This window comes from Dyadobacter pollutisoli, from assembly GCF_026625565.1.
Classification (GTDB): Bacteria; Bacteroidota; Bacteroidia; order Cytophagales; family Spirosomataceae; genus Dyadobacter; species Dyadobacter pollutisoli.
The window spans coordinates 4,836,441-4,857,001 of the sequence record NZ_CP112998.1; the positions used below are offsets into that span (position 1 = coordinate 4,836,441).

General features: G+C 44.8%; 14 protein-coding genes. 7 read left to right on the forward strand and 7 right to left on the reverse strand.

The window, feature by feature from the left end; all coding sequences use genetic code 11:
• The first annotated feature begins 86 nt into the window (after window positions 1-86).
• Entirely contained in the window at window positions 87-590 is a 504-nt protein-coding gene (locus ON006_RS19705; RefSeq protein WP_244821088.1) for an ORF6N domain-containing protein, read from the forward strand.
• A gap of 9 nt (window positions 591-599) precedes the next feature.
• On the opposite strand, the gene ON006_RS19710 is transcribed toward ON006_RS19705, so the two are convergent.
• Window positions 600-1,508 carry a class I SAM-dependent methyltransferase gene (locus ON006_RS19710; protein ID WP_244821089.1) on the reverse strand — a complete coding sequence of 303 codons (909 nt, stop codon included), beginning with the start codon at window positions 1,506-1,508 and terminating at the stop codon, window positions 600-602.
• Between the two features lie 132 nt (window positions 1,509-1,640).
• On the opposite strand from ON006_RS19710, the gene ON006_RS19715 reads away from it, so the two are divergent.
• From ON006_RS19715 to ON006_RS19730, 4 genes are all read left to right on the forward strand, one after another.
• Entirely contained in the window at window positions 1,641-2,882 is a 1,242-nt protein-coding gene (locus ON006_RS19715; RefSeq protein WP_244821090.1) for a glycosyltransferase family 4 protein, read from the forward strand.
• The gene (locus ON006_RS19720) at window positions 2,879-3,658 is read left to right on the forward strand and encodes a glycosyltransferase family 2 protein (protein WP_244821091.1); all 780 of its coding nucleotides are present in this window, start codon (window positions 2,879-2,881) and stop codon (window positions 3,656-3,658) included. Before ON006_RS19715 ends, ON006_RS19720 begins: the two co-directional genes overlap by 4 nt.
• 153 nt (window positions 3,659-3,811) lie before the next feature.
• Window positions 3,812-6,910 (forward strand): SusC/RagA family TonB-linked outer membrane protein, encoded by a 3,099-nt coding sequence (locus ON006_RS19725; protein ID WP_244821092.1) that lies wholly within the window; start codon window positions 3,812-3,814, stop codon window positions 6,908-6,910.
• A 27-nt stretch (window positions 6,911-6,937) separates the two neighbouring features.
• Window positions 6,938-8,311 carry a RagB/SusD family nutrient uptake outer membrane protein gene (locus tag ON006_RS19730; RefSeq protein ID WP_244821093.1) on the forward strand — a complete coding sequence of 458 codons (1,374 nt, stop codon included), beginning with the start codon at window positions 6,938-6,940 and terminating at the stop codon, window positions 8,309-8,311.
• 72 nt (window positions 8,312-8,383) lie between these two features.
• Here ON006_RS19730 and ON006_RS19735 read toward each other — a convergent pair whose 3' ends face one another.
• The 5 genes from ON006_RS19735 to ON006_RS19755 form a co-directional block, all read right to left on the reverse strand.
• Complete coding sequence (locus ON006_RS19735; protein WP_244821094.1) at window positions 8,384-9,688, reverse strand: DUF4302 domain-containing protein; 1,305 nt, start codon at window positions 9,686-9,688, stop codon at window positions 8,384-8,386.
• A 7-nt stretch (window positions 9,689-9,695) separates the two neighbouring features.
• Window positions 9,696-10,622 (reverse strand): zinc-binding metallopeptidase, encoded by a 927-nt coding sequence (locus ON006_RS19740; RefSeq protein WP_244821095.1) that lies wholly within the window; start codon window positions 10,620-10,622, stop codon window positions 9,696-9,698.
• Window positions 10,623-10,645: 23 nt separating this feature from the next.
• Window positions 10,646-12,118 (reverse strand): RagB/SusD family nutrient uptake outer membrane protein, encoded by a 1,473-nt coding sequence (locus ON006_RS19745; protein ID WP_244821096.1) that lies wholly within the window; start codon window positions 12,116-12,118, stop codon window positions 10,646-10,648.
• Between the two features lie 54 nt (window positions 12,119-12,172).
• Window positions 12,173-15,523, reverse strand: coding sequence for a SusC/RagA family TonB-linked outer membrane protein (locus tag ON006_RS19750; RefSeq protein ID WP_244821097.1), 3,351 nt, complete (start codon window positions 15,521-15,523; stop codon window positions 12,173-12,175).
• A 298-nt stretch (window positions 15,524-15,821) separates the two neighbouring features.
• Complete coding sequence (locus tag ON006_RS19755; protein WP_244821098.1) at window positions 15,822-16,418, reverse strand: precorrin-2 dehydrogenase/sirohydrochlorin ferrochelatase family protein; 597 nt, start codon at window positions 16,416-16,418, stop codon at window positions 15,822-15,824.
• A 110-nt stretch (window positions 16,419-16,528) separates the two neighbouring features.
• On the opposite strand from ON006_RS19755, the gene ON006_RS19760 reads away from it, so the two are divergent.
• The gene (locus tag ON006_RS19760) at window positions 16,529-18,484 is read left to right on the forward strand and encodes an ABC-F family ATP-binding cassette domain-containing protein (RefSeq protein ID WP_244821099.1); all 1,956 of its coding nucleotides are present in this window, start codon (window positions 16,529-16,531) and stop codon (window positions 18,482-18,484) included.
• A gap of 59 nt (window positions 18,485-18,543) precedes the next feature.
• On the opposite strand, the gene ON006_RS19765 is transcribed toward ON006_RS19760, so the two are convergent.
• Window positions 18,544-19,122 carry a Uma2 family endonuclease gene (locus ON006_RS19765; protein ID WP_244821100.1) on the reverse strand — a complete coding sequence of 193 codons (579 nt, stop codon included), beginning with the start codon at window positions 19,120-19,122 and terminating at the stop codon, window positions 18,544-18,546.
• A 103-nt stretch (window positions 19,123-19,225) separates the two neighbouring features.
• On the opposite strand from ON006_RS19765, the gene ON006_RS19770 reads away from it, so the two are divergent.
• Window positions 19,226-20,509, forward strand: coding sequence for a type IX secretion system plug protein (locus tag ON006_RS19770; protein WP_244821101.1), 1,284 nt, complete (start codon window positions 19,226-19,228; stop codon window positions 20,507-20,509).
• Window positions 20,510-20,561: the final 52 nt, after the last annotated feature.

The window sequence follows — 20,561 nt, forward strand, 5'->3', positions numbered from 1 at the left end:
ACCAAAAAATTATAAATCCTCACGTGACCAATGTGCTATTTGTACGTATTCCTATAAAGGCATTACAAATTTGACGAATCATCGCTATGGATTTATTGGTTATTCAAGACAAAGTTTTTACAATTCGAGGATACCGGGTAATGCTCGATTTCGACCTCGCTGAAATGTACGAAATAGAAACCAAGGTTTTAAAACAGGCAGTGCGAAGAAATTCAGATCGCTTCCCAAACGATTTCATGTTCGAGTTGACTAACGAAGAGTATAGATTTCTAAGGTCACAAACTGTGACCTTAGACGGCAGGGGAAATTACAGCAAGTATCTCCCATTCGCTTTCACGGAGCAAGGCGTCGCTATGCTTTCAAGTGTATTGAAAAGCAAAAAAGCGCTCACAGTCAACATCATGATTATGCGTGCTTTTGTACTGATACGCCAATATTATCTTGATTCGAACGACCTGCGGGAGCGAATAGATAAACTGGAAAGCGAGATGAAAGTCAAATTCAATGATATTCATCAGGCGCTTAATTATCTGCTTGAACCTCCGCAGTCCGAAAGGAAATCGATTGGTTTTAAACAAAATGATGACTAGCCGACCCGATTATCTGGCGTAAGGATTAGGCGGAAAAACGTGGATCTGGAATCCTTCCTTCCGCATGGCAGCCATTACTTGTTCCGATGGCATTTTCTTGAAAATAACCGCACAAAGTAACTGCGATGGCATAAACGAGAACCTCGTCAGGAAGTCGTGAAAGGCTAGTTTGCGTTTTATTTTTCTGAAAGCCCCGGAAGAATCGTCCGCTTTTTCTTTGCTGTACGAAGGGTGGTAGTAGTTATTATTGATCCCTTTAAAAGCCACCATCGGAAGTCCCATACCATTGGCCAATTTATCCATTTCTCGCTCAGAAAGCTTGAAAACGTAGTTTCCAACCTCCTCGAATGAGTACCTGTTTTTCCAGTACTTCTGTAAAAGCGTTGTATCGAAACGGTCAAAAATATTTCTCAATGCAAGTAAAAAAGGCATTTTTGAGATGGGGTCATGCGGCTCTACTAAAATGATTGCTTCTTTCGCTACCCGCAGCATTTCATAAACGCCCAGATACGGCCTCGGAAAATGATGGTACGCCTCTTTGCAAAAAACGTAATCGTAGCTATTGTCATCGAAAGTCAGTTTTTCAACATTTTCAACCGAATATTTGTCAAGAAAACCACGTGACTGCGACAGGGGTAAAAAAGTACCGGAAATGTCAGTTGCCGTCACGTCAAGGCCTTTTCGGTAAAAATGATTAGCATCAAATCCGTAGCCGTCTCCCACCGTCAGCCACGACTTTTGCTCCCTAACAAAAGGGTCGGTAAGCCGGAGCATCCGCTGATGGATCCAGTGATTGATGGTATTATGCTTTTCATCATACTCCCACAATTCAATGGCCTTATCTTTCGCCTCTTTGGTAGCATACTGTACCTCATACCACTCAGAATGCGCCTCGTGGCTCCGCTTTTCGTTAGACATTGTTAACCGATTACTTGTTTTTGGGATAAAGATACTTTTAACGAATAAAAATTATTTAACCACAGAACTATTTAATTTTACCCGCCTGAATTTTCAGGGCTGCCGGAACATCGTAATCAATAAGCAATTCGCATGGTACTTCACCTGAGTACTTTTCATTTGGAAGGAGGAGCCGGCGTTGCGGCAACAAGATTGCACAGAGCTTTGCAAAAGTCGGGAACGGAGTCGCGGATGCTGGTACCCACATTACAAAATCCCGAAGAAAATGTAGCTGCATTGGCGAAAAACAGCTGGGAATCGAAAAAAGCCTGGGGCCGGTTTGTTGCCGAGCGTTTATATTTCTTTCCGCAAGAAAGAGATAGTTCGGTGAGATTTGCTTTTTCCCCGGCCGAAATTGGTGCGGATATCAGCAACCATCCGCTGGTTCGGCAGGCTGATATTTTACATTTACATTGGATCAATTTCGGGTTTCTATCGCTATCATCGCTGGAAAAACTTTTTTCGCTAGGCAAGCCGGTCGTTTGGACATTGCATGATATGTGGACTTTCACGGGCGGCTGCCATTACAGCAGAGGTTGCAACCATTATCTTTCCCATTGCCAATATTGCCCCTATCTTGCCAAACCGGAACAGTACGACATTTCCTTTTCGCAGTTTGAAAGAAAAATAAGCATTTACGAAAAGGCAAAAATGGCGCTCATATCGCCAAGCCGCTGGCTGGACCAGATCGTAAAAAACGCCGCATTGACCCGGAGTAACTATTCTGACAGCATCCCTAACTGCATTGATACGACTCTTTTTGCTCCGTCGGACAAAATGTTGATCAGAAAAAAAATACTTTTGCCGACAGATAAAAAACTCATCTTATTTGCCGGTGCCAATACCCAGGACCCACGCAAGGGATTTTCCTATTTTAAAGATTCATTGAAACTTTTGCCTGATGAAGTGGAAATACTGGTTTTAGGGAAAGCCAATCCGGCCGTTTTTGATTCATTTCCCGCTCCTGTTCATTATTTAGGCAAAATAACCCGGCAGGAAGACATGGCAGACGCATACAATGCGGCAGATATGATTGTGGTACCGTCGCTGGAAGACAACTTGCCCAACACCATTATGGAAGCGATGGCCTGCGGAACACCCGCGGTAGGGTTCGCTACCGGGGGCATACCCGAAATGATCGATCATAAAGTCAATGGTTTTGTCTCCGAATTGAAGTCCTCGGATTCGCTGGCGGAAGGTATTAACTGGATTTTAAATAATAATTCCAATGGACTTGTCTCGGCAAATGCACGTACAAAAGTCCTCAACACCTACTCCGAAAACATCGTCGCAAATCAGTATCAAAACTTGTACAAGTCGTTATTGTCCGAATGAATAAGCAACCGATACTTACGATCATTACGATTACCTACAATGCAGAACGTTTTCTCGGCAGGACATTAGAAAGCGTGCAAAAAGCGCTGCAAGGCGTAAATGACACCTCGTTACTCGAATATCTGATCATTGACGGTAATTCAAAGGACAATACACTCGCTATTGCCAACCAGTACCAATCATTTATTACCCGCATTGTTTCCGAACCCGATAAAGGCTTGTACGATGCCATGAACAAGGGGCAGGCGCTTGCAACCGGAAAATATATCTGGTTCCTGAATGCTGGCGACGAAATTTACGATAGCCACGTCCTGTCCACATTGCTTCCTCTGCTAGAAACCAATGCAGATGTGTATTATAGCGATGCCATGTTTGTGAAAGCCGATGGGAGTGAGGTTGGGTTAAGAAGCCTTTTTACGCCCCATAAGCTTCCAGATCATTTGAAATGGCAGGATTTTGCATTGGGTATGAAGGTATGCCACCAGGCTTTTATAGCGAAAAAAGACATTGCCCCAAAGTACGATATCGACAACCTAAGCGCGGACATTGAATGGGAAATCATCTGTTTGAAAAATGCTGCGCAGGTAACCCATCTTCCCATCTTACTCTGCAAATATCTGCTTGGAGGAATATCAGTCAAAAGCCACCGTCGCTCCCTGCTTGACCGCTTCCGGGTACTTCAAAAGCATTTTGGACTACTACCTGCATTGTATAACCACTTGCTAATCTTCTGGCGCGGCTTCTGGTTCGCACGAAAGAATGGAAAATACTGGTAATTCATACTAATGCAAAATATTATATTTAATCACACAATACTTATAACATTTACCACAAGACAAAATTAAAATATTCGTAATTAAATTTGGTTGACATCTGTATAATCATATATTTGTTTTTACAGTAATGTGACTCAACCAAATCTAACTATTATGAGAAGAATTTTGCTCTTGTCAATTCTGACATGGGTGGGAGCTTGCGCGGCCGTTATCGGTCAAAGCTTGCAGATCACCGGAAAAATCACAACAAACGATGACGGCTCTCCCCTCCCCGGGGCCTCTGTCCAACTAAAAGGATCAACAACAGGAACACAATCTGACGCTGAGGGCAATTACGCTATCAATGTTCCATCCTCTTCATCTATCCTTGTTTTTAGCTTTGTAGGAATGACCGCGCAGGAGATCACGGTAGGAAGCCAAAGCGTAATTGACGTTAAATTGGTAAGTGACACCCGCAGTTTGAGCGAGGTAGTCGTGACCGGGTTTGGTTCGCAGATCAAGCGGGACCTTACCGGTAACATTGCGCAGGTAAAAGGCACGGAAATTCAGAATATGCCGGTTGCCAGCGTGGATGCTGCATTACAGGGCCGTGCGGCGGGGGTGTATGTGAATGGTGGCTCCGGAAAGCTGGGTCAGGCGATCAATGTACGTGTGCGCGGAAACTCGTCCATCAGTGCGAGCAGCCAGCCATTGTACGTGGTGGACGGTATGCCCATTACTACTTCCGACCTAAGCAACAGCGGTGGCGGTCCCACAAACCCGCTGGCGGACATCAATTCCAATGATATTGAATCCATTGAAATACTAAAAGATGCTTCCGCAGGAGCAATTTACGGTTCCCGGGCGGCGAATGGTGTGGTGCTGATCACTACCAAGCGAGGAAAAGCTGGTAAAACCAATGTAAGCATCAACTATCAGATCGGATCATCGGAAGCGACCAGACGCGTACGCTTTTTGAATGCTGACGAGTATGTCAAATTTTACACGATGGCGGCAAATAACCGCGACCGTATCGACGGTGTCGACCCGGCAGATCCTGATTCCTACACCACTTACATGCTTGGCAACCTGGATTATTACAGCTTAGGAACATTCAACACGCCTGATCAGAAAAATTATTCGTGGCAGGATGAAGCTTTTCGTAAAGCACCCATGCAGCAGCTTGATTTTCAGCTGAATGGCGGAAGTGAAAAGACCAAATTCTTCCTGTCAGGCCAATATATGGATCAAAAAGGAACATTGGTAGGCAACAAACTGAACCGTGTTTCCGCAAGAATGAACCTGGATCATCAGGCTTACAAATGGTTACAAATTGGTTTATCAATGGGCCTTGCACGGACTGTAAACCAGCGATTGCCGGGTGATAATGCATTTTCAAACCCACTACAAATGGCTGCATTAACTCCCCTGACTCCTTTTACTGATCCTGAAACAGGCTTGCCTACCGGCACACCTCCTGGTGATGTGAACGTGCCGTTGTATTTCAACCCATTGATTTCGATTGCGTATGCCAACTTTACGGCAACATCTTTCCGCAACCTGACGAATGCATATGCTCAGATCAGCTTTACACCTGAACTGAAATTCCGCAGTGAGCTGGGTATCGATTTGTTGAACCAAAACGAAGAAGGCTATTACCAAAGCCAAAACGTACGTAACATCAGCACAGCAGGCAATGGCTTAGGAAGTAACTATGGCACTTTCGTGACCAATTACAATACCAACAACTTCTTTTCCTATAACAAAACGCTTGGTTCTCATGGCATTGCAGCCACATTGGGAATGTCGTATCAGCAGTCTCAAAACAAGCTGAGCTTCATTGAAGGAACGCAATTCCCTTCTGATTCTTACAAAAAAATCGCCAGTGCTGCGACCAAGTCAGACGGTAGCTCTTCGGAAACCAACTATCGGTTCCTGTCTTACTTTTTAAGACTCAACTACAAGTTTTCTGACAAATACCTGCTCTCGGCCAGTGCCAGGATAGATGGTTCGTCACGATTTGGTGCCAATTCACGCTACGGTTTCTTCCCTTCCGTATCGCTGGGCTGGGTTTTGACAGAAGAAGGCTTCCTGAAAAACAACAACACTTTGAGCTTTCTTAAACTCCGGGGCAGCTACGGTTCAACTGGTAACTCCGAAATTGGCGACTTCCCTCAATTGGGTTTATTCGCAGGTGACGCGGGTTATGCAGGCGCAGCGGGGCAACGTCCGTCTCAGATCGGAAACCCTGATTTGAAGTGGGAAACAACCAAGCAAGCCGACTTTGGTATTGATTTCGGGTTGTTCAACAACCGTATCAACGGTGAACTGGACTATTACGTAAAAAAGACCAACGGACTTTTGCTTGAAGTAAACGTCCCTGCAACGTCAGGGTTTTCTATTCAGGTTGCCAATGTAGGAAAGCTCGAAAATAAGGGTTTTGAATTTGTGTTGAATACTCAAAACATTGTGGGAGCTTTCAAATGGAACACTTCGTTCAACATTGCGAACAACAAAAACAAGGTTACTGACATTCAGGGACAGATCATTGAGGGTGGCATCCGCAGCATGAGCCGGGTAATGGAAGGCCAGCCGGTTGGCGTTTTCTACACTGTTGAATATGCCGGCGTTGATCCAGCCAATGGGAATGCACTTTTTTACAAGAATACGACTGGTACCGACGGAGCTATTGACCGGACAACGGTAACTAACAATGGCTATAACTCTGCCAAACGGGTTGTGGCTGGTAATCCAAACCCGAAATTTGTCGGCGGTATTACCAACACATTCTCTTACAAGGGTTTTGACCTGAATGTATTCTTCAATGGCGTAGCAGGAAACAAAATCAACTTCTACGGTGTGGGCCAGTATTCTTCGGCAAACGGAATCTATGAAGATAACCAGACGGCTGACCAAATGAATGCATGGACTGCTGAAAATCCAAACACAGACGTTCCGGAAGCGCGCTTTTATCGCGGAAATGGTAACCAGGCGTCGTCCCGCTACATTTTTGATGGTTCTTACCTTCGTCTTCGTTCGCTCACATTGGGTTACAACCTGCCTGCAAGCCTGATCAGCCGCATCAAAATGGACCGTGTCAGACTCTACGTTTCAGCATTGAACCTGGCGACATTTACCAATTACAAAGGCTGGGACCCCGAGGTGAATACGGATGACCTTAGTGCCAAAGACATGAAGTTCGCGCTGGGTAATGATTTTTACACTGCTCCCCAGCCAAGAACAGTGCTCGTTGGTATCAATATCGGTTTCTAAAACATCAGGCTAATTAATTAAAGAACTATGAAAAAGAAAGTATATATATATGCATGGGCTTTGTCAGCAGGACTGTTTCTGGCAACCGGATGCGACAGTAAACTGGACGTTAAACCCACACAAAGTATAGACGAGAATGCGGCTTTGAGCACTTCCAAGGACGTTGAAGTAACATTGATCGGCTGTTACGACGGCTTACAGGACATTGATGTTTACGGCGGCGCGTTTCAGTTTGCATCAGAACTTTTGGGAAATGACGGCGAGCTGGGTTTTGGAGGTACATTTCAGAACATGCTTGAAATGTACAACAAGGAAATTACCACAGCCAACGCAACAGCCCTTTCTACATGGAGAGATTCTTACGTAACGATCAACCGCTGCAACAACGTTCTATCAGCCCTCGATATCGTGGATGAGGACAAACGTGCACGCATTGAAGGTGAAGCACGCTTTATTCGCGGTTCTTTGTATTTCGACCTGGTGAGATTGTATGCAAAGGCTTGGGGAGACGGCGACAATGGGTCAAACCCGGGAGTACCTTTGGTCTTGAAACCAACAAGAGGGGTGACAGACGCTGACAAGATCCCCAGAAACTCAGTGGCAGAAGTTTACACGCAGGTCCTCGCAGACCTTACTGCTGCGAAATCTCTTTTGCCCGAGACCAATACCAATTATGCCAATAAATATGCCGCGTCGGCGCAGCTATCCAGGGTATATCTGATGCAATCCAATTTCGCATTGGCACGTGATGAAGCCAATACAGTGATCGAGTCAGGTGAGTTTTCTCTGGTACCTGAGTTCGGGTCGTTGTTTTTTACCTTCCTGAACAATGGCGGATCCAATCCGGATGAGTATATTTTCTCGATGATCGTAACCCAGCAGGACGGTGTGAACGAAATGAATACTTTCTTCGGAACTACCATCACTTCGATACCTGGCACAGCTGGCCGTGGCGATATTCGTGTACTGCCCAAGCACCGCGCGCTTTATGAGACCGGTGATGCAAGAGGCGCATTTTTTGTAAGTACCAATAATACTTTTACCCAAAAACACCTGGATAAATTTGGTAATGTGCTCCAATTCCGCCTGGCAGAAATGTACTTGACACGCGCCGAGACCAATTTCAGACTGGGAACCGTGATCGGTGCCGCTCCGCTGGCTGACTTAAATATGATCCGTACCAGGGCCGGCTTGAAAGCAGCAACAGCGGTTACATTGGCATCCATTCAGAAAGAGCGTCATTTGGAACTCGCTTTTGAAGGCCATGCACTACACGATGCAAAGCGCAACAAGCAGAGCGTAGGGGCATTAGCATTCAACTCTCCGAAACTGATCCTGCCGATCCCGCAACGCGAGATAGATGTCAACAAACAGCTGGTTCAAAACGAAGGCTACAACTAGTCAGCCAGTAATCAATAAAAAAATGCCACACCTTGACGGGTGTGGCATTTTTTTATATGCTTTGCAGCGAACTTATTGCCAGCTGATCCACGCCTTCGCGTCCTTGGCACTCACCATATCATAAGTAGTTTCAGAAGTCTGGACGAGGTAAAAACCGCTTGGATCGTATAAAAGGTTAGCGGTGTTCGCTGCTGGCCCTGTCGTAGGTGCAGGCCCTAGTGTTCCGTATTCCGTAAAAATAACCCTTCCATCAGCCGGAAATGTAGGCCTTCTTGGAGCGTGCGCATATTCCAGGCTCAGTGAATTATCTGCATAAAAAACTGGCCCCAAAAGATCATAATTTGCATTGACGCCCGGCTGATAAATGTAAAATGCATATTGCGCTCCTTCAAAAGTCAGGTCTTTCACTCCAAACGCATCATCCACCCCGTTCACGTGAAATCCATCAGCTGTACGCCAGTCACCGCCCGACTCGATCGGATCCTGCCACCATCTTTTGGAGGCGGCCAAATCCACCGACAGTGGTTTTATAGCGCTCACAACTACACCCGAGGCACCGCCAGCAGATAGCCCAAGTGACAATGTATTGGCATTCCAGGTGATGTTACTGAACCCTGTTATGGTCCGTGAACCATTCACCAGCGGCGAAGTAAATGTCACCCCGTCGGAAGTATAGTAGTAATTGGTTGTAAACGTCCTGCCTACGCTTCCTTCCAGCCAGGTTAGTTTCATTACCCTTTCGGTCTGGTTGGCAGTTATTTCGTAAGTAACGCCTCCAAGCGTAATTCTTTTGAAATAAGCAATGTACTTGGCAATATTGTTGAACAACAATCCCTTTGCCAGATCCCCCGCTGCGTACGCGGTCGCCTGCGCTTGTGTAGCCTTGGTAAGCACCATTCTGCTTTGGTTCTTTCTTCCGATCAATGCAATTCGGTCGGCTTTCACCGAGTCGGGAAAAATGCTGAATTCAAAATCAGATTTCAATCCCTCGCCGCGTTCACCGCCATTCACTTCCTCGTCCGGATCCGAAAGCACGTGCAGGTAGGAATAGGTATCGAAAATCAATGCTGGCGTCTGAACTGCTTTTAAACGGTAGCTGCTTTCCTTGGATTTGGCAGCTGATGCGTCCGAAAAGTCGGAGTACATGACTACCCTGTTCTTATCATCGAATTTAAAATAAAAACCAAAACTGCCGCCGCCATTTGGATAAATCACAGCGTTCCAGCCGTAGGGAGCTTCTACCAGCTGTTTTTCATAAGACGCGAGTGCAGCATTAAGACGTGCGTCTGCCGTTTCTTCAAAAACCGTATCATCACTGTTTTCGCAAGAAACGAAAGCAGTTGCCAGAAAAAGCAGGTATAAAATGGATTTTTTCATCTAATAATTAAAATAGTTTGTTCATAGATCCTCTAACCCGTTTTTGTAGGCTGTAAAAATCTATTTTCCAGGTATTTTTATAATAAGCCACGATGATCGCCTCTTTTTGCCTCAATGACGCCTGAGCCTGGGCTTTCGTCACACCTCTCGGGCTGGTACCTTCGGGGATCGAGTTTACAATTTTATCAAAACCCGCCCGCCCCTCAGTCAGCATCATCGCGATCATTTCTACGAAGTCCTCATCGAAATTCAGAGAACTGTAAGCTGTCACGAAACCGTCACGCCTCGCATCCGTATCTGACCAGTTGATCCAGTTACCACCCTGATACAGCGACTTGGTAACGTTTTTATATTCAACAGGATACAAAACTGTCTGGTGCAGAATATGACCAAATTCATGGTGTATCGTGTGCAAAAACCAGTCTTTGACGAAGGCAGAGTCACGGGAGGCATTGTAGCCCTCCATACCCTTGATCTTGAACAAGTTTACACCGTATAAAACCACCTTACGGCCGCCCTCGGCAGTACCCAGCGTAATGGAGCCTTCGGCATTATATTCGTTACTTCCTGATAGAATAAAGAATTTCGGCGAATACTTATTATAGAAAACCTTCCCAGCTTCCTCCACGTAGGGAATCGTCCAAGCCTTTTTAATGGTGCTCAACAGCGGTACTACCTGCGCTTCATCAGGTGGAACGAGCGTTTTAGTAATGTTGGCAAACTCAAACTGGTCCCATTTATACTTCGCCGAAATATTGTATGGTGTAGTGAGGCTGTCCAGAATCCATTTATCAACCGGCCCCTGTACCCAGGTATCGCCACCAAGTCCGGGAATGTCGTCCACTTCCCCAATCGCGTCTTCCTTGCACGCACTCAGCGTCACACTCATCATGAGCGTCGCAAAGAAAATCTTTGAAAATGGTTTTATATTCATCTCTGTCGCTATTTTCTAATTTTTTACCTGCTATTCTGTTCTATACCTGATAATGTGGCCGACTGTGGAATCTGAAGAATCCTGCGCGGATCATTCGCCGGAACTGAAATGACCGATCCTGTGAAGGTTTCATGCTGAACCGGAAGGGCGTAACGCTGAATATCGAACCATCTCATTCCTTCTTGTACAAACTCAACCCGCTTGAATGCTAAAAGCGTGCTGATAATACCATTTCTCAAATTGGCGGTACCGAAATAACTCCTGATGCTACTCGCCGTGACCACTTGCGTGGCAGATTTATAATTGCTTACACGCTTGCTAACGAACACATTGAGGTCGGCCAGGGCAGCTGTGGTATTGTTCAGATAGGCATTAGCTTCAATTTTATTGAACAAAACCTCTTCGGCCGTAAATACGGGCAACATGACATAAGGCTGCCCGATTTCCGCATTCACCGACTCTCTTACAAAGTACTCATTCAGTTTTGGGATCAGATAATTATTATCCCCCTGCGTATATAACGGATACGCCCAGCTGGCCCCGCCCGCGATAATGTTCTCCGAATCTGAAATTTCCTGCCATTTACGGAAGTTCATGCCGTATCGGTACTGCGCCACATACCTTCCGTATGTCGACGAAGTTTCAATGAGCAGCAAGTTGGCATTCTGGTTTGCCCTCGAATAAGTGTTGTAAAGCTCAGCAGGCGACAAGCTTGAATAAGTCGTATTCCAGGGTCTGAGGTTCTCGCCGATATTACCTCCCGGAAAAGCCTCGTTACAATACTGCAATACCTTGTTATAATCCTTCTTGACCAGGTAAAACCGCGATGCAAAGGCATTGGCAGCAGCCCGGTTAAAATGGTATTTGGGAATGGTGTAAGAGCCGTCGCTAATGAGCGGCAAGCCTTCCAGCAAGTCCTTTTCAATCATTTCGTACACATATGCGACTGTTTTCCTTTCGTATTTCTTGATAACCACCGTTTCTGGCTCAGTCACGTAAGGTATACCCGGATCGGAGTTAGGTTGTTGCGGATCAAAAAACTTGCTGAAATAATTAACGAGCATAAAGTGTGCATAAGCTCTCGCCAGCAGTGCTTCCCCTCTCTGCGCAGTATATTGCGACGGGTCGGCGGATTTACTGATAATTTCCAACGCCTGGTTAGCTACGGAAATAGCCCGGTAGCATTCCGCCCAGTATTGGTCAGGTGAATCCTGTTCATCTACGGTTGCCTCCACCACTTCAAATTGAAACGAAAAACGGTTCGTTTTGTCATCCTGCCCGGTGCCTTTATCTCCGACATTATCGCTCATTGCCTCCGAAAACACCACATAACCTCCCTGAGGATAGGCCGTTGTAAGCAATTGCGAAACCTGTTTCGGAGTGTTGATCGTGGCACGTGTGCTATCTGGCTCTTTGGAAAGAAAATCTTCGCAGCCTGCCAATGCAAGAAAAGGTATGATCAGAAGTATCCTTTTTAAAATCAATGTCTTACTCATATATATCAATTCATAAAATCATCCGGTACCTAAATCATTTCAAACTTTCACCACTTACAATGTAAGCTTTATCGCCACCGTAAACTGCTTCTGTATCGGCTGCGCTACACCACCTGAATTAAAAAACTCCGGATCCTGTCCTTTCAACTTCTTGTCGGCGTAGATCAGCCACGGGTTAATAGACGAAACCTGGATGCTTGCTGCCTTGAAGCCGTATTTTGCAGCAATAGGAAGCGGCACCTTATAAGCGAGCGAAACTGATTTCAACCTCACAAAGTCTCCTTTTGCAACGCGTTCGGTAGAGTAATTGTAAATGTTGTAAGGATAAGTACCTACCAGATATTGCTGTTCCAGCTGATCGGCAATGGATGGTACTTTCGTGATATTTTCGTCACCCGGGATCACCCATCTGTCCAAAAATTCCTTCGGCATCGCATCCAGATCGCTGAATGAGCCCTTATACAATGGATTTAAACGAATTTTGTTTCCCGCCTGATAGGTTAAAAACACATTCAGGGACAACTCCTTATAAGTAAGTGTATTGTTGAACCCGCCAGTAAAAGGAGGATCAACCGGCCCTTCATATTTGAGGTAGCTGATGTTCTGATCTTGCAAATAAACGTCCGAACTTACCTCACCTTTCTCATTCAGGAATATCGGAACACCGGTTTTGGGATTGAGTGACCGGTAATCAATGGAAAAAAGGCTTCGTACCGGCCTGCCCTGTACATTAGCTCCTTCTGCTTTCACAAGATCAAAAATACCAGGGTTGTTGTCCACATTAGTGATCAATGTACGGGCATATCCTACTGTAATCCTGGAACGGAAATCCCAGTCACGCGTTTTGAAAAGAACACCGTCCAATGAAAAGTCAACACCGTGCGACTGCATGTCTGCATAGTTGGCCACCTTGTAGATCTGCCCTCCAATCCCTGAAGTCTTGATTTCATCGATCAGGTCAAAGCTGTTTCTAATGTAACCATCGACCGTCAGGTTGATTCTATTCGCCAGAAACCCAAGGTCCAGCCCCACATTACCACTGTACAGTTTCTCCCAGGTAAGCTCCGTATTTTCAAGCGAAGTAAGCTGTATCGCGGATTCTTTTTCGTCCACGACCGGCCTTCTGGTAATGATACTTTGAAACAATGCTGCTGTATTCGTAGCCGGGCCGGTATCCGCCGAAAGTCCGTAACTCGCACGCAGCCTTCCCATACTCAGCCACTTAAATCTTTTTACTAAATTTTCACGGTCAAAATTCCAAGACCCTGCCACTGTATACGTTGGCAGCCAGCGGGCGTTGGCCGATTTACCAAAACCATTGGAACCATCGTAGCGAATGTATCCGGTGAAGTTGTATTTATCGTCCAACGTATAACCAGCACTTCCATAAAATGCGGCAAAACGTTCGTAATCCATCCGCATACCATAATATTGGAAATTACTTTCAATGGTCTGTTTCAAGATCCTGTAATCCACGAAAGGTGTTCCTCCCTGCTCATACTGAAATCCGTAACCTGTATTGTTTGAATTCTTACGGTTTGTATACTTAATTTCCTGACCGGCCAAAAGATCTATAACATGCCTGTCATTGAATTTTTTGTTATACCTCAGGTTGTTACGAATGTTGTAAAACAGCAGCTGATCCTCATTTGTATTATAAAACCCTCCGCTGGGCAGCACGATCACAGGATATGCATTAGGTACGTCCGGATCTGTATAAAGGTATTTGTTTGCCAATGCGATTGTGGAATTACCTGCCGCTCTGTATGCATTAGCCATATTACTGTTTTCCGTAATGGTATGCTCACGTCCCGTTTGAATGTACCGCATTGCGCCCAGGAAATCGTAGGTCAGGTGATCGGTAATTTTGTAGGAAAAATTACCCTGTAACTTGATATCCGCTAATGTGAGGTTGATCTTATTGTTTTCCAGCTCAGTAAGGATATTGAACGGGGCAAAATTCCTCCTGAAATATTCCCGGTCGCCATTTTCGTCAAAAGCTGTCAGTGTTCGGCTCGTATTGAGTGCGTAGCTAAATGGATTAATATCAAAATCCCTGTCAAACTTACCTTCTACCGGGTTACTACGTCTGCTCAGAGAGCCGGGAGCCTGCTGGCGCCGCACCGAGGCAAGAGTCGAAATACCCATGCTGATCTTGTCGGATATCTGGTACGTGTTTTTGAAGTTCAGCGTATACCTTTTAACCTTATCGGCAACGGTCCATCCATTATCATCCAGGTAACTGGCCGATACGTAAGAGTTTGATTTGTCAGTACCGAAGGAAACACTCAAAGAGTGTTCGTGAATAAAATTTTGCTTAAAAAGTACATCAAACCAGTTAGTATTCGCTTTGGCATACCTTAGAAGGAAATCTTTCTTAGCCTCCTGCGTGTTAGGGATCTCAAAATTGCCCTCCTCATCGCCATTTAAAGAGTTGTAATACTTACCGTAAACCCCATAATCAGGTTTAGACAAAATGTTAGAGGTGAGATAGCCTTTTCGTTCCAATTCGCCGAGAACAGACATTTGCTGAGCCGAATTCATGATGTTAAAGTTCCGGTAGGAAGGGGTGAGCTGGGTGCTGAAGTTTCCTGAATAAGTAATGACTGGCTTGCCGCTTTTACCTTTTTTAGTCGTGATCACAATCACACCATTCATTGCACGGGCACCATATAATGCCGCCGCGGCCGCATCTTTTAGGATATCAAACGTTTCAATGTCATTCGGGTTCAACCCGGCAACTGCAGATCCCAATAGAGTAGTAGGGTCGCCGCTGGACAGCTGATCGTTGGAAATATTCACAATGTCCTCCTGCACAACCCCGTCGATCACCCATAATGGCTTATTGTCCCCGTTCAGCGAAGTAGCACCCCGAATCCTGATCTTCGGTGCTGCTCCAAATGTTCCCGACACGTTCTGGATCGAAACACCGGCGGCCCGTCCTTCAAGCATTCGGCTCACATCCGGAAGACCGTCAATTTTCACATCGTCCGTTTTCAGCGTAACGGCTGATCCGGTAAATTTATCCTTGTCAATCTGCTGAAAACCAGTAACAACCACATCCTGCAATCCTACCGCATCTTCCACGAGCACAATACTCAGGCTGCGGCCAGCTTTTATTTCTTTGGGCAGAAATCCTATCATGGTAATGACCAGCGTCGCTCCATCGTTCACGCCCTGCAACAGGAATTCTCCTTTCTCATTGGTTACCGTCCCCTTCTGAGTCCCCTTCACCCGCACTGTGGAACCGATCAAAATCTCGCCGGTACTGCTTTTAACAACACCTTTAACGTCAATATCCGCTGAATAAGCAGAAGAGGGAGAGGTAAAACCGGATAAAAAGGTAAAAACAAGGAGTAATACTAACAGCCGACTCAGGCCACTGATCCGATAGAAAACATCCATATATGTAAGTATAAGTCTAACTCTAAATTAATGGGTGTCCGCCGAGGCGGGTTTAGTTGTTAATGCTCTCAATAATACACATTATCACAGAAAAAAACGAAAAGATTATGGCACTAACGGTTACAAATCTTTTAAAAGTCTTTAACTGTAAATAAAAAACAGGAAGTCACTGAATGACTATAATACGCAGGAAAACCGAATGATGTGGAGGAGGTGCTGATAAACTTTGGCAATTATCTTAAATAAAACAAATTAGGCCGCATTTTATTGTTTTCCCGCTGAGTGATTTTAGCCTTTTTTACAAAGCTTCATTAATATCTTTTTTCTTTTCGGTCAATACGGCGGTAATCCGGTTCAATTCATCGACTTTATGGGCAAAGTCTCCCTTTAACATATCCCTGACCGCTTTCAGCTGCTCCATCGCCGTATCCAGGTTGTCGGGTAGTGCGTCGCCCAATACTTCTTTGAGCCGTTTGGCAAATGTCGGGGACATTCCGTTTGTAGAGATCGCGACTTTAAGGTTCCCTTTTCGTACGACTGAAGAAAGGTAAAAATCGCAAATGGCCGGTGTATCGGCGACATTGGTGAGGATATGCCTGGTTCTGGCAATTGCTGCTATTCTTTTGTTTTCTTCTTTGTCGTTGGTGGCCACAATAACGAGGTCCTTTTCATCCAGATCATCGTCATTGAATTTCCTTTCAATTAGATTTATTCGTGAATTCTGGCTGGCCAAATCCAGTATTTCCTGTCTGATTTCCGGCGAAACAAGGGTCACCCTGGCTTCGGGTGAATTATCAAGAACAGCGGTTATTTTTTCCAAACCTACATAGCCACCTCCAACGATCAGTGTATGCAGGTTTTCAAGTTTGAGGAATATCGGGAACAAGTTATTCATATCTCAAATTTACAGGAAATATCACACATTAGGTTGGGGAAGCAACCCTTTTATAACTATTCCAACAATTACACTTTCACTATGTGCTTCTTTCCCCGTACCTTTGCACCATGATCGCGATTACGAACCTCAGTTATTTTCTCGGCGACCGAGCACTTTATGATAGTGCGTCGCTCCATATAAAGCCCAAACAAAAAATTGGTCTTATTGGTCTTAACGGTACCGGTAAGTCGACGCTACTCCGTATGATTAACGGGGAATTCCAGCCGGACGGTGGAAATATTTCCAAAGCAGGAGATTGCACAATAGGGTTTCTGAACCAGGATTTACTTTCCTACCAGAGTGATGACTCGATCCTTTCCGTTGCGATGCAAGCATTTGAACGTCAGAATGTTTTGCAAATTCAAATGGACAAGATCCTCCATGATATGGAGCATAATTATACGGATGCATTGGTCGACCGACTGGCCAGGGTTCAGGACGAATTCGAAGCATTGGACGGTTATTCCATTCAATCCAAAGCCGAAGCTATTCTTGAAGGTTTAGGATTCGTAACGGACGATTTGCACAGACCATTGCGGTTGTTTTCCGGGGGATGGAGAATGCGTGTGATGTTGGCGAAACTGCTTTTGCAAAAGCCGTCATTGCTCATGCTCGATGAGCCTACCAACCACTTGGACTTACCATCCATTCAATGGGTTGAAAAATATGTACAGAGCTATGAAGGAGCTGTTATCGTGGTTTCTCACGACAGGCAATTTCTTGACAATACGATTGATACCACTGTGGAAGTTTCAGGCGGAAAGTTGAATTACTACGCAGGAAATTACTCCTACTATCTGGAGGAAAAAGAGGAACGCAATGAAATTCAGCGCGGTGCTTATGAAAATCAGCAAGCCAAGATCCGCCAGACCGAGCGTTTTATTGAACGTTTCAAAGCCAAAGCAACCAAATCCCGCCAGGTACAGAGCCGTGTAAAAGCGCTGGACAGAATGGATGTAGTGGACCAGGTGATTGATGAAAATGCAAAAGTTCATTTCCGTTTCCAGTTTACTACCCAGCCCGGAAGGCACGTTTTTCAACTTGAAGATGCTTCCAAGGCTTATGGAGAAAAGGTTATTCTTCAAGGTACCAATATTAGCATGGAGCGTGGAGATAAAATTGCGCTGATCGGTGCTAACGGTCGCGGAAAGTCTACGGTTCTTCGCGTAGTAGCAGGTACCGAACCCATTGAAGGAAAAAGAAGACTGGGACATAATGTATCGTTTACATTCTACGCTCAGCATCAGCTCGAATCCCTGAATGTACAGCATAACCTCATCGAGGAGCTGAAATATGCCAACCCAAACAAAACGGAAACAGAGTTGCGTACCGTTTTGGGTTGTTTTCTTTTCAGCGGCGACGATGTATTCAAGAAAATCAAGGTCCTTTCCGGAGGTGAAAAATCACGGGTAGCGTTGGCCAAAGTACTACTTTCACAAGCTAACTTCCTGTTGCTCGATGAGCCTACCAACCACTTGGACATGCAGTCTGTCAATATCCTGATACAGGCTTTGCAGCAGTATGAAGGTAGTTACATTGTAGTATCCCACGACCGGTATTTTGTTGAAAATATTGCAAACAAAATATGGTACATTGAAGATCACGAGATTAAAGAATACCCTGGTACTTACGAGGAGTACGAAGTGTGGGTGGAAGAACGCGGCTTACAATCTGCCGTAAGTGATAAAGCGGTTGTCAGCAGCGCACCTCCGCAGAAAAATGCCACGCTGGCTTCTAACAATGGTCCTGCACAGAAAAGTAATGGAAAATCAGTTTCCAATGAAGATGCGCAGAAAATAAAAAAGGTTCAGAAGCAGATTGAGGAACTGGAAAATACCATTAATGGTCTTGAAATAAGAAAAACAGAGACGGAAGCTAAACTGGCCGATCCAAAAATCTACAACGACAATGCAGCTTTGACCGAGCTGAACAAGTTTTATGCGGACATTAAACAAAAGCTGAATAGCACCACCGAATCGTGGGAAAACCTGATGCTGGAAGTAGACGAGTTGTCGGGAAAGTAAATATGAAGTCAGCGTAAAAAGGGAAATCGGTTCGATTTCCCTTTTTTTTGTTTTTACTATTAACTCAAATCTTTGGTCTTCGCATAAATATCGCTCAGCTTTAATTTCAAATCAAAATTTGCGGAAGTGATATATTCTTCGATGCTGTGGGCTTCTGACGCTAGAAACCACATTCCATCTTCATTTTTAGCCCAGACTTCTGCAGAGATTGACAATGAATCAATCATAATATATTCTTTCAAAGTCGGTATACCTCTATAGAAATGAAATTTTTCACCTCTGTCATATCCACTGGTTGTCTTAGATAACACTTCAATGAGTGCAGTAGGGTTCATAATTGTATCCGCCTGATCATCTAATAATTCTGGCTTCCCACAAAGAATAAGTAAGTCCGGATAAGTATATAATCCAGTTTGAGGAATATGCAGGCGCATATCACTGGAAAAGCTTTGGCAAGATTTGTCTTTAAAAAATACGCCGATTTCAATAGACAAGTTTTCTTTTATCCGATTGTGATCGTAGCTCGCCCCAGCCATTGCAAATATCTCTCCCCGATAATATTCGCTTTTGTACTCGGCCTCTCTTTCCAGTTCCAGATATTCTTTTTCTGAATACATTTTGATAGTTTGTGCTGTCATTTGATTAGTGTAAGTTAAAAAATAGTTGCTAACGCGCAAAACACGTTTCTCTATTCAGACGTACCTTACACTGAAAAGTAACGTTATCGTTTAAAATCTTGTCATGCGTTTATCAGTCATTTTACTCTTCCTGATCTCCTGTTTTTATCAGACAAATGCGCAACAGCAAAATCTGCGTCTGGAAGATTTTATATATAATGAAAAAATCAGGACCGTGCTGTTGTATCCAGCCCTGGAAAATCCGGAAAATCCTACGCGGTTGCTTACCCCACCCATAAAACCTTTGAATGGCACGTCTCCCCTAGTTCTTGAATTTGATGATCTATCAGGACAGTTTGAGGGCTACCGTGCCAAAATAGTGCATTGCAATGCCGATTGGAGCAAATCAAATCTGAATGACATTGAATTTACATTTGAATTCAATGAGTATCCCATCAATTCCTACGAGCAGTCGTTCAGTACCAAGGTGCCGTACTTTCACTACCGCTTGGAACTTCCGAGACTGAAACTTTCCGGTAATTATGTGGTGTATGTGTACTCAGACCGCGACAGAAAACCAGTCCTGAGCCGCAGATTTATGCTTTATGAAAACAGGGTGAACATCAACGCGCAGGCCAGATTTTCGCAAGGTATTCAGCAACAATTCAGCGATCAGCAGATTGATTTTACGGTCGACTATAAAGGTTATCCGCTCAATGCTCCGCAAACTGATTTAAAAGTCGTTCTGCGAAAAAATTTTCGCTTTGATCAACTCAAAACGGGATTCAAGCCGACCAATGTTAAACCTTTTGATCAGGTGCTCGAATACACTTTTTTCGATCTTGAAAACACCTTTCCGGGAGGCAATGAGTTCAGGTATTTCGATAGCAGGACATTGTCGGCAAGAGGGTATGGTATTAATGAAATGGAAAGATCTGATGAATTTACCCGGCTGCTTTTATTCCCTGACAAGGCGAGGGTAGGCTCTTACATTCAAATTGATGATTTCAATGGCCAGTACATTGTGGATCAGCGGGAGTCCGGTCGCGGGAGTATCGAGGCAGATTACACGCCGGTATTATTTACCCTACGGTCGGAAGAAGAACCTGGTGCCACATTCTATGTCAATGGTGCATTTAATTTATGGCAGCTCAATGATCGAAATCGCATGACCTACAATGCCATTGCAAAGGCCTACGAGGCAGAGATTATGATTAAACAGGGTGTCATCAATTACAATTATACAATGGTAAATGGTGCCGGCAAAAAACCCGATGAGGCCTACATTGAAGGCAATTACGGAGCTACCGAGAATGATTACGACATCCTGATTTACCACCGCCCACCTGCCGGAAGATCAGATCTGCTTGTGGGTTACCGGACCGTCGAATGGAACAGAAGGCGCTAAAAAAAGGAGCGACTTATCCGGTCGCTCCTTAATCTTATATTCTTCCGGAAAG

Bases quoted from the DNA above. Each gene is read 5' to 3' on its own strand.
- ON006_RS19715 (WP_244821090.1), top strand. From the start codon at position 1,641: ATGGTACTTCACCTGAGTACTTTTCATTTGGAAGGAGGAGCCGGCGTT.
- ON006_RS19755 (WP_244821098.1), bottom strand. From the start codon at position 16,418: ATGAATAACTTGTTCCCGATATTCCTCAAACTTGAAAACCTGCATACA.
- ON006_RS19725 (WP_244821092.1), top strand. From the start codon at position 3,812: ATGAGAAGAATTTTGCTCTTGTCAATTCTGACATGGGTGGGAGCTTGC.
- ON006_RS19760 (WP_244821099.1), top strand. From the start codon at position 16,529: ATGATCGCGATTACGAACCTCAGTTATTTTCTCGGCGACCGAGCACTT.
- ON006_RS19765 (WP_244821100.1), bottom strand. From the start codon at position 19,122: ATGACAGCACAAACTATCAAAATGTATTCAGAAAAAGAATATCTGGAA.
- ON006_RS19710 (WP_244821089.1), bottom strand. From the start codon at position 1,508: ATGTCTAACGAAAAGCGGAGCCACGAGGCGCATTCTGAGTGGTATGAG.
- ON006_RS19720 (WP_244821091.1), top strand. From the start codon at position 2,879: ATGAATAAGCAACCGATACTTACGATCATTACGATTACCTACAATGCA.
- ON006_RS19730 (WP_244821093.1), top strand. From the start codon at position 6,938: ATGAAAAAGAAAGTATATATATATGCATGGGCTTTGTCAGCAGGACTG.
- ON006_RS19705 (WP_244821088.1), top strand. From the start codon at position 87: ATGGATTTATTGGTTATTCAAGACAAAGTTTTTACAATTCGAGGATAC.
- ON006_RS19750 (WP_244821097.1), bottom strand. From the start codon at position 15,523: ATGGATGTTTTCTATCGGATCAGTGGCCTGAGTCGGCTGTTAGTATTA.
- ON006_RS19770 (WP_244821101.1), top strand. From the start codon at position 19,226: ATGCGTTTATCAGTCATTTTACTCTTCCTGATCTCCTGTTTTTATCAG.
- ON006_RS19745 (WP_244821096.1), bottom strand. From the start codon at position 12,118: ATGAGTAAGACATTGATTTTAAAAAGGATACTTCTGATCATACCTTTT.
- ON006_RS19740 (WP_244821095.1), bottom strand. From the start codon at position 10,622: ATGAATATAAAACCATTTTCAAAGATTTTCTTTGCGACGCTCATGATG.
- ON006_RS19735 (WP_244821094.1), bottom strand. From the start codon at position 9,688: ATGAAAAAATCCATTTTATACCTGCTTTTTCTGGCAACTGCTTTCGTT.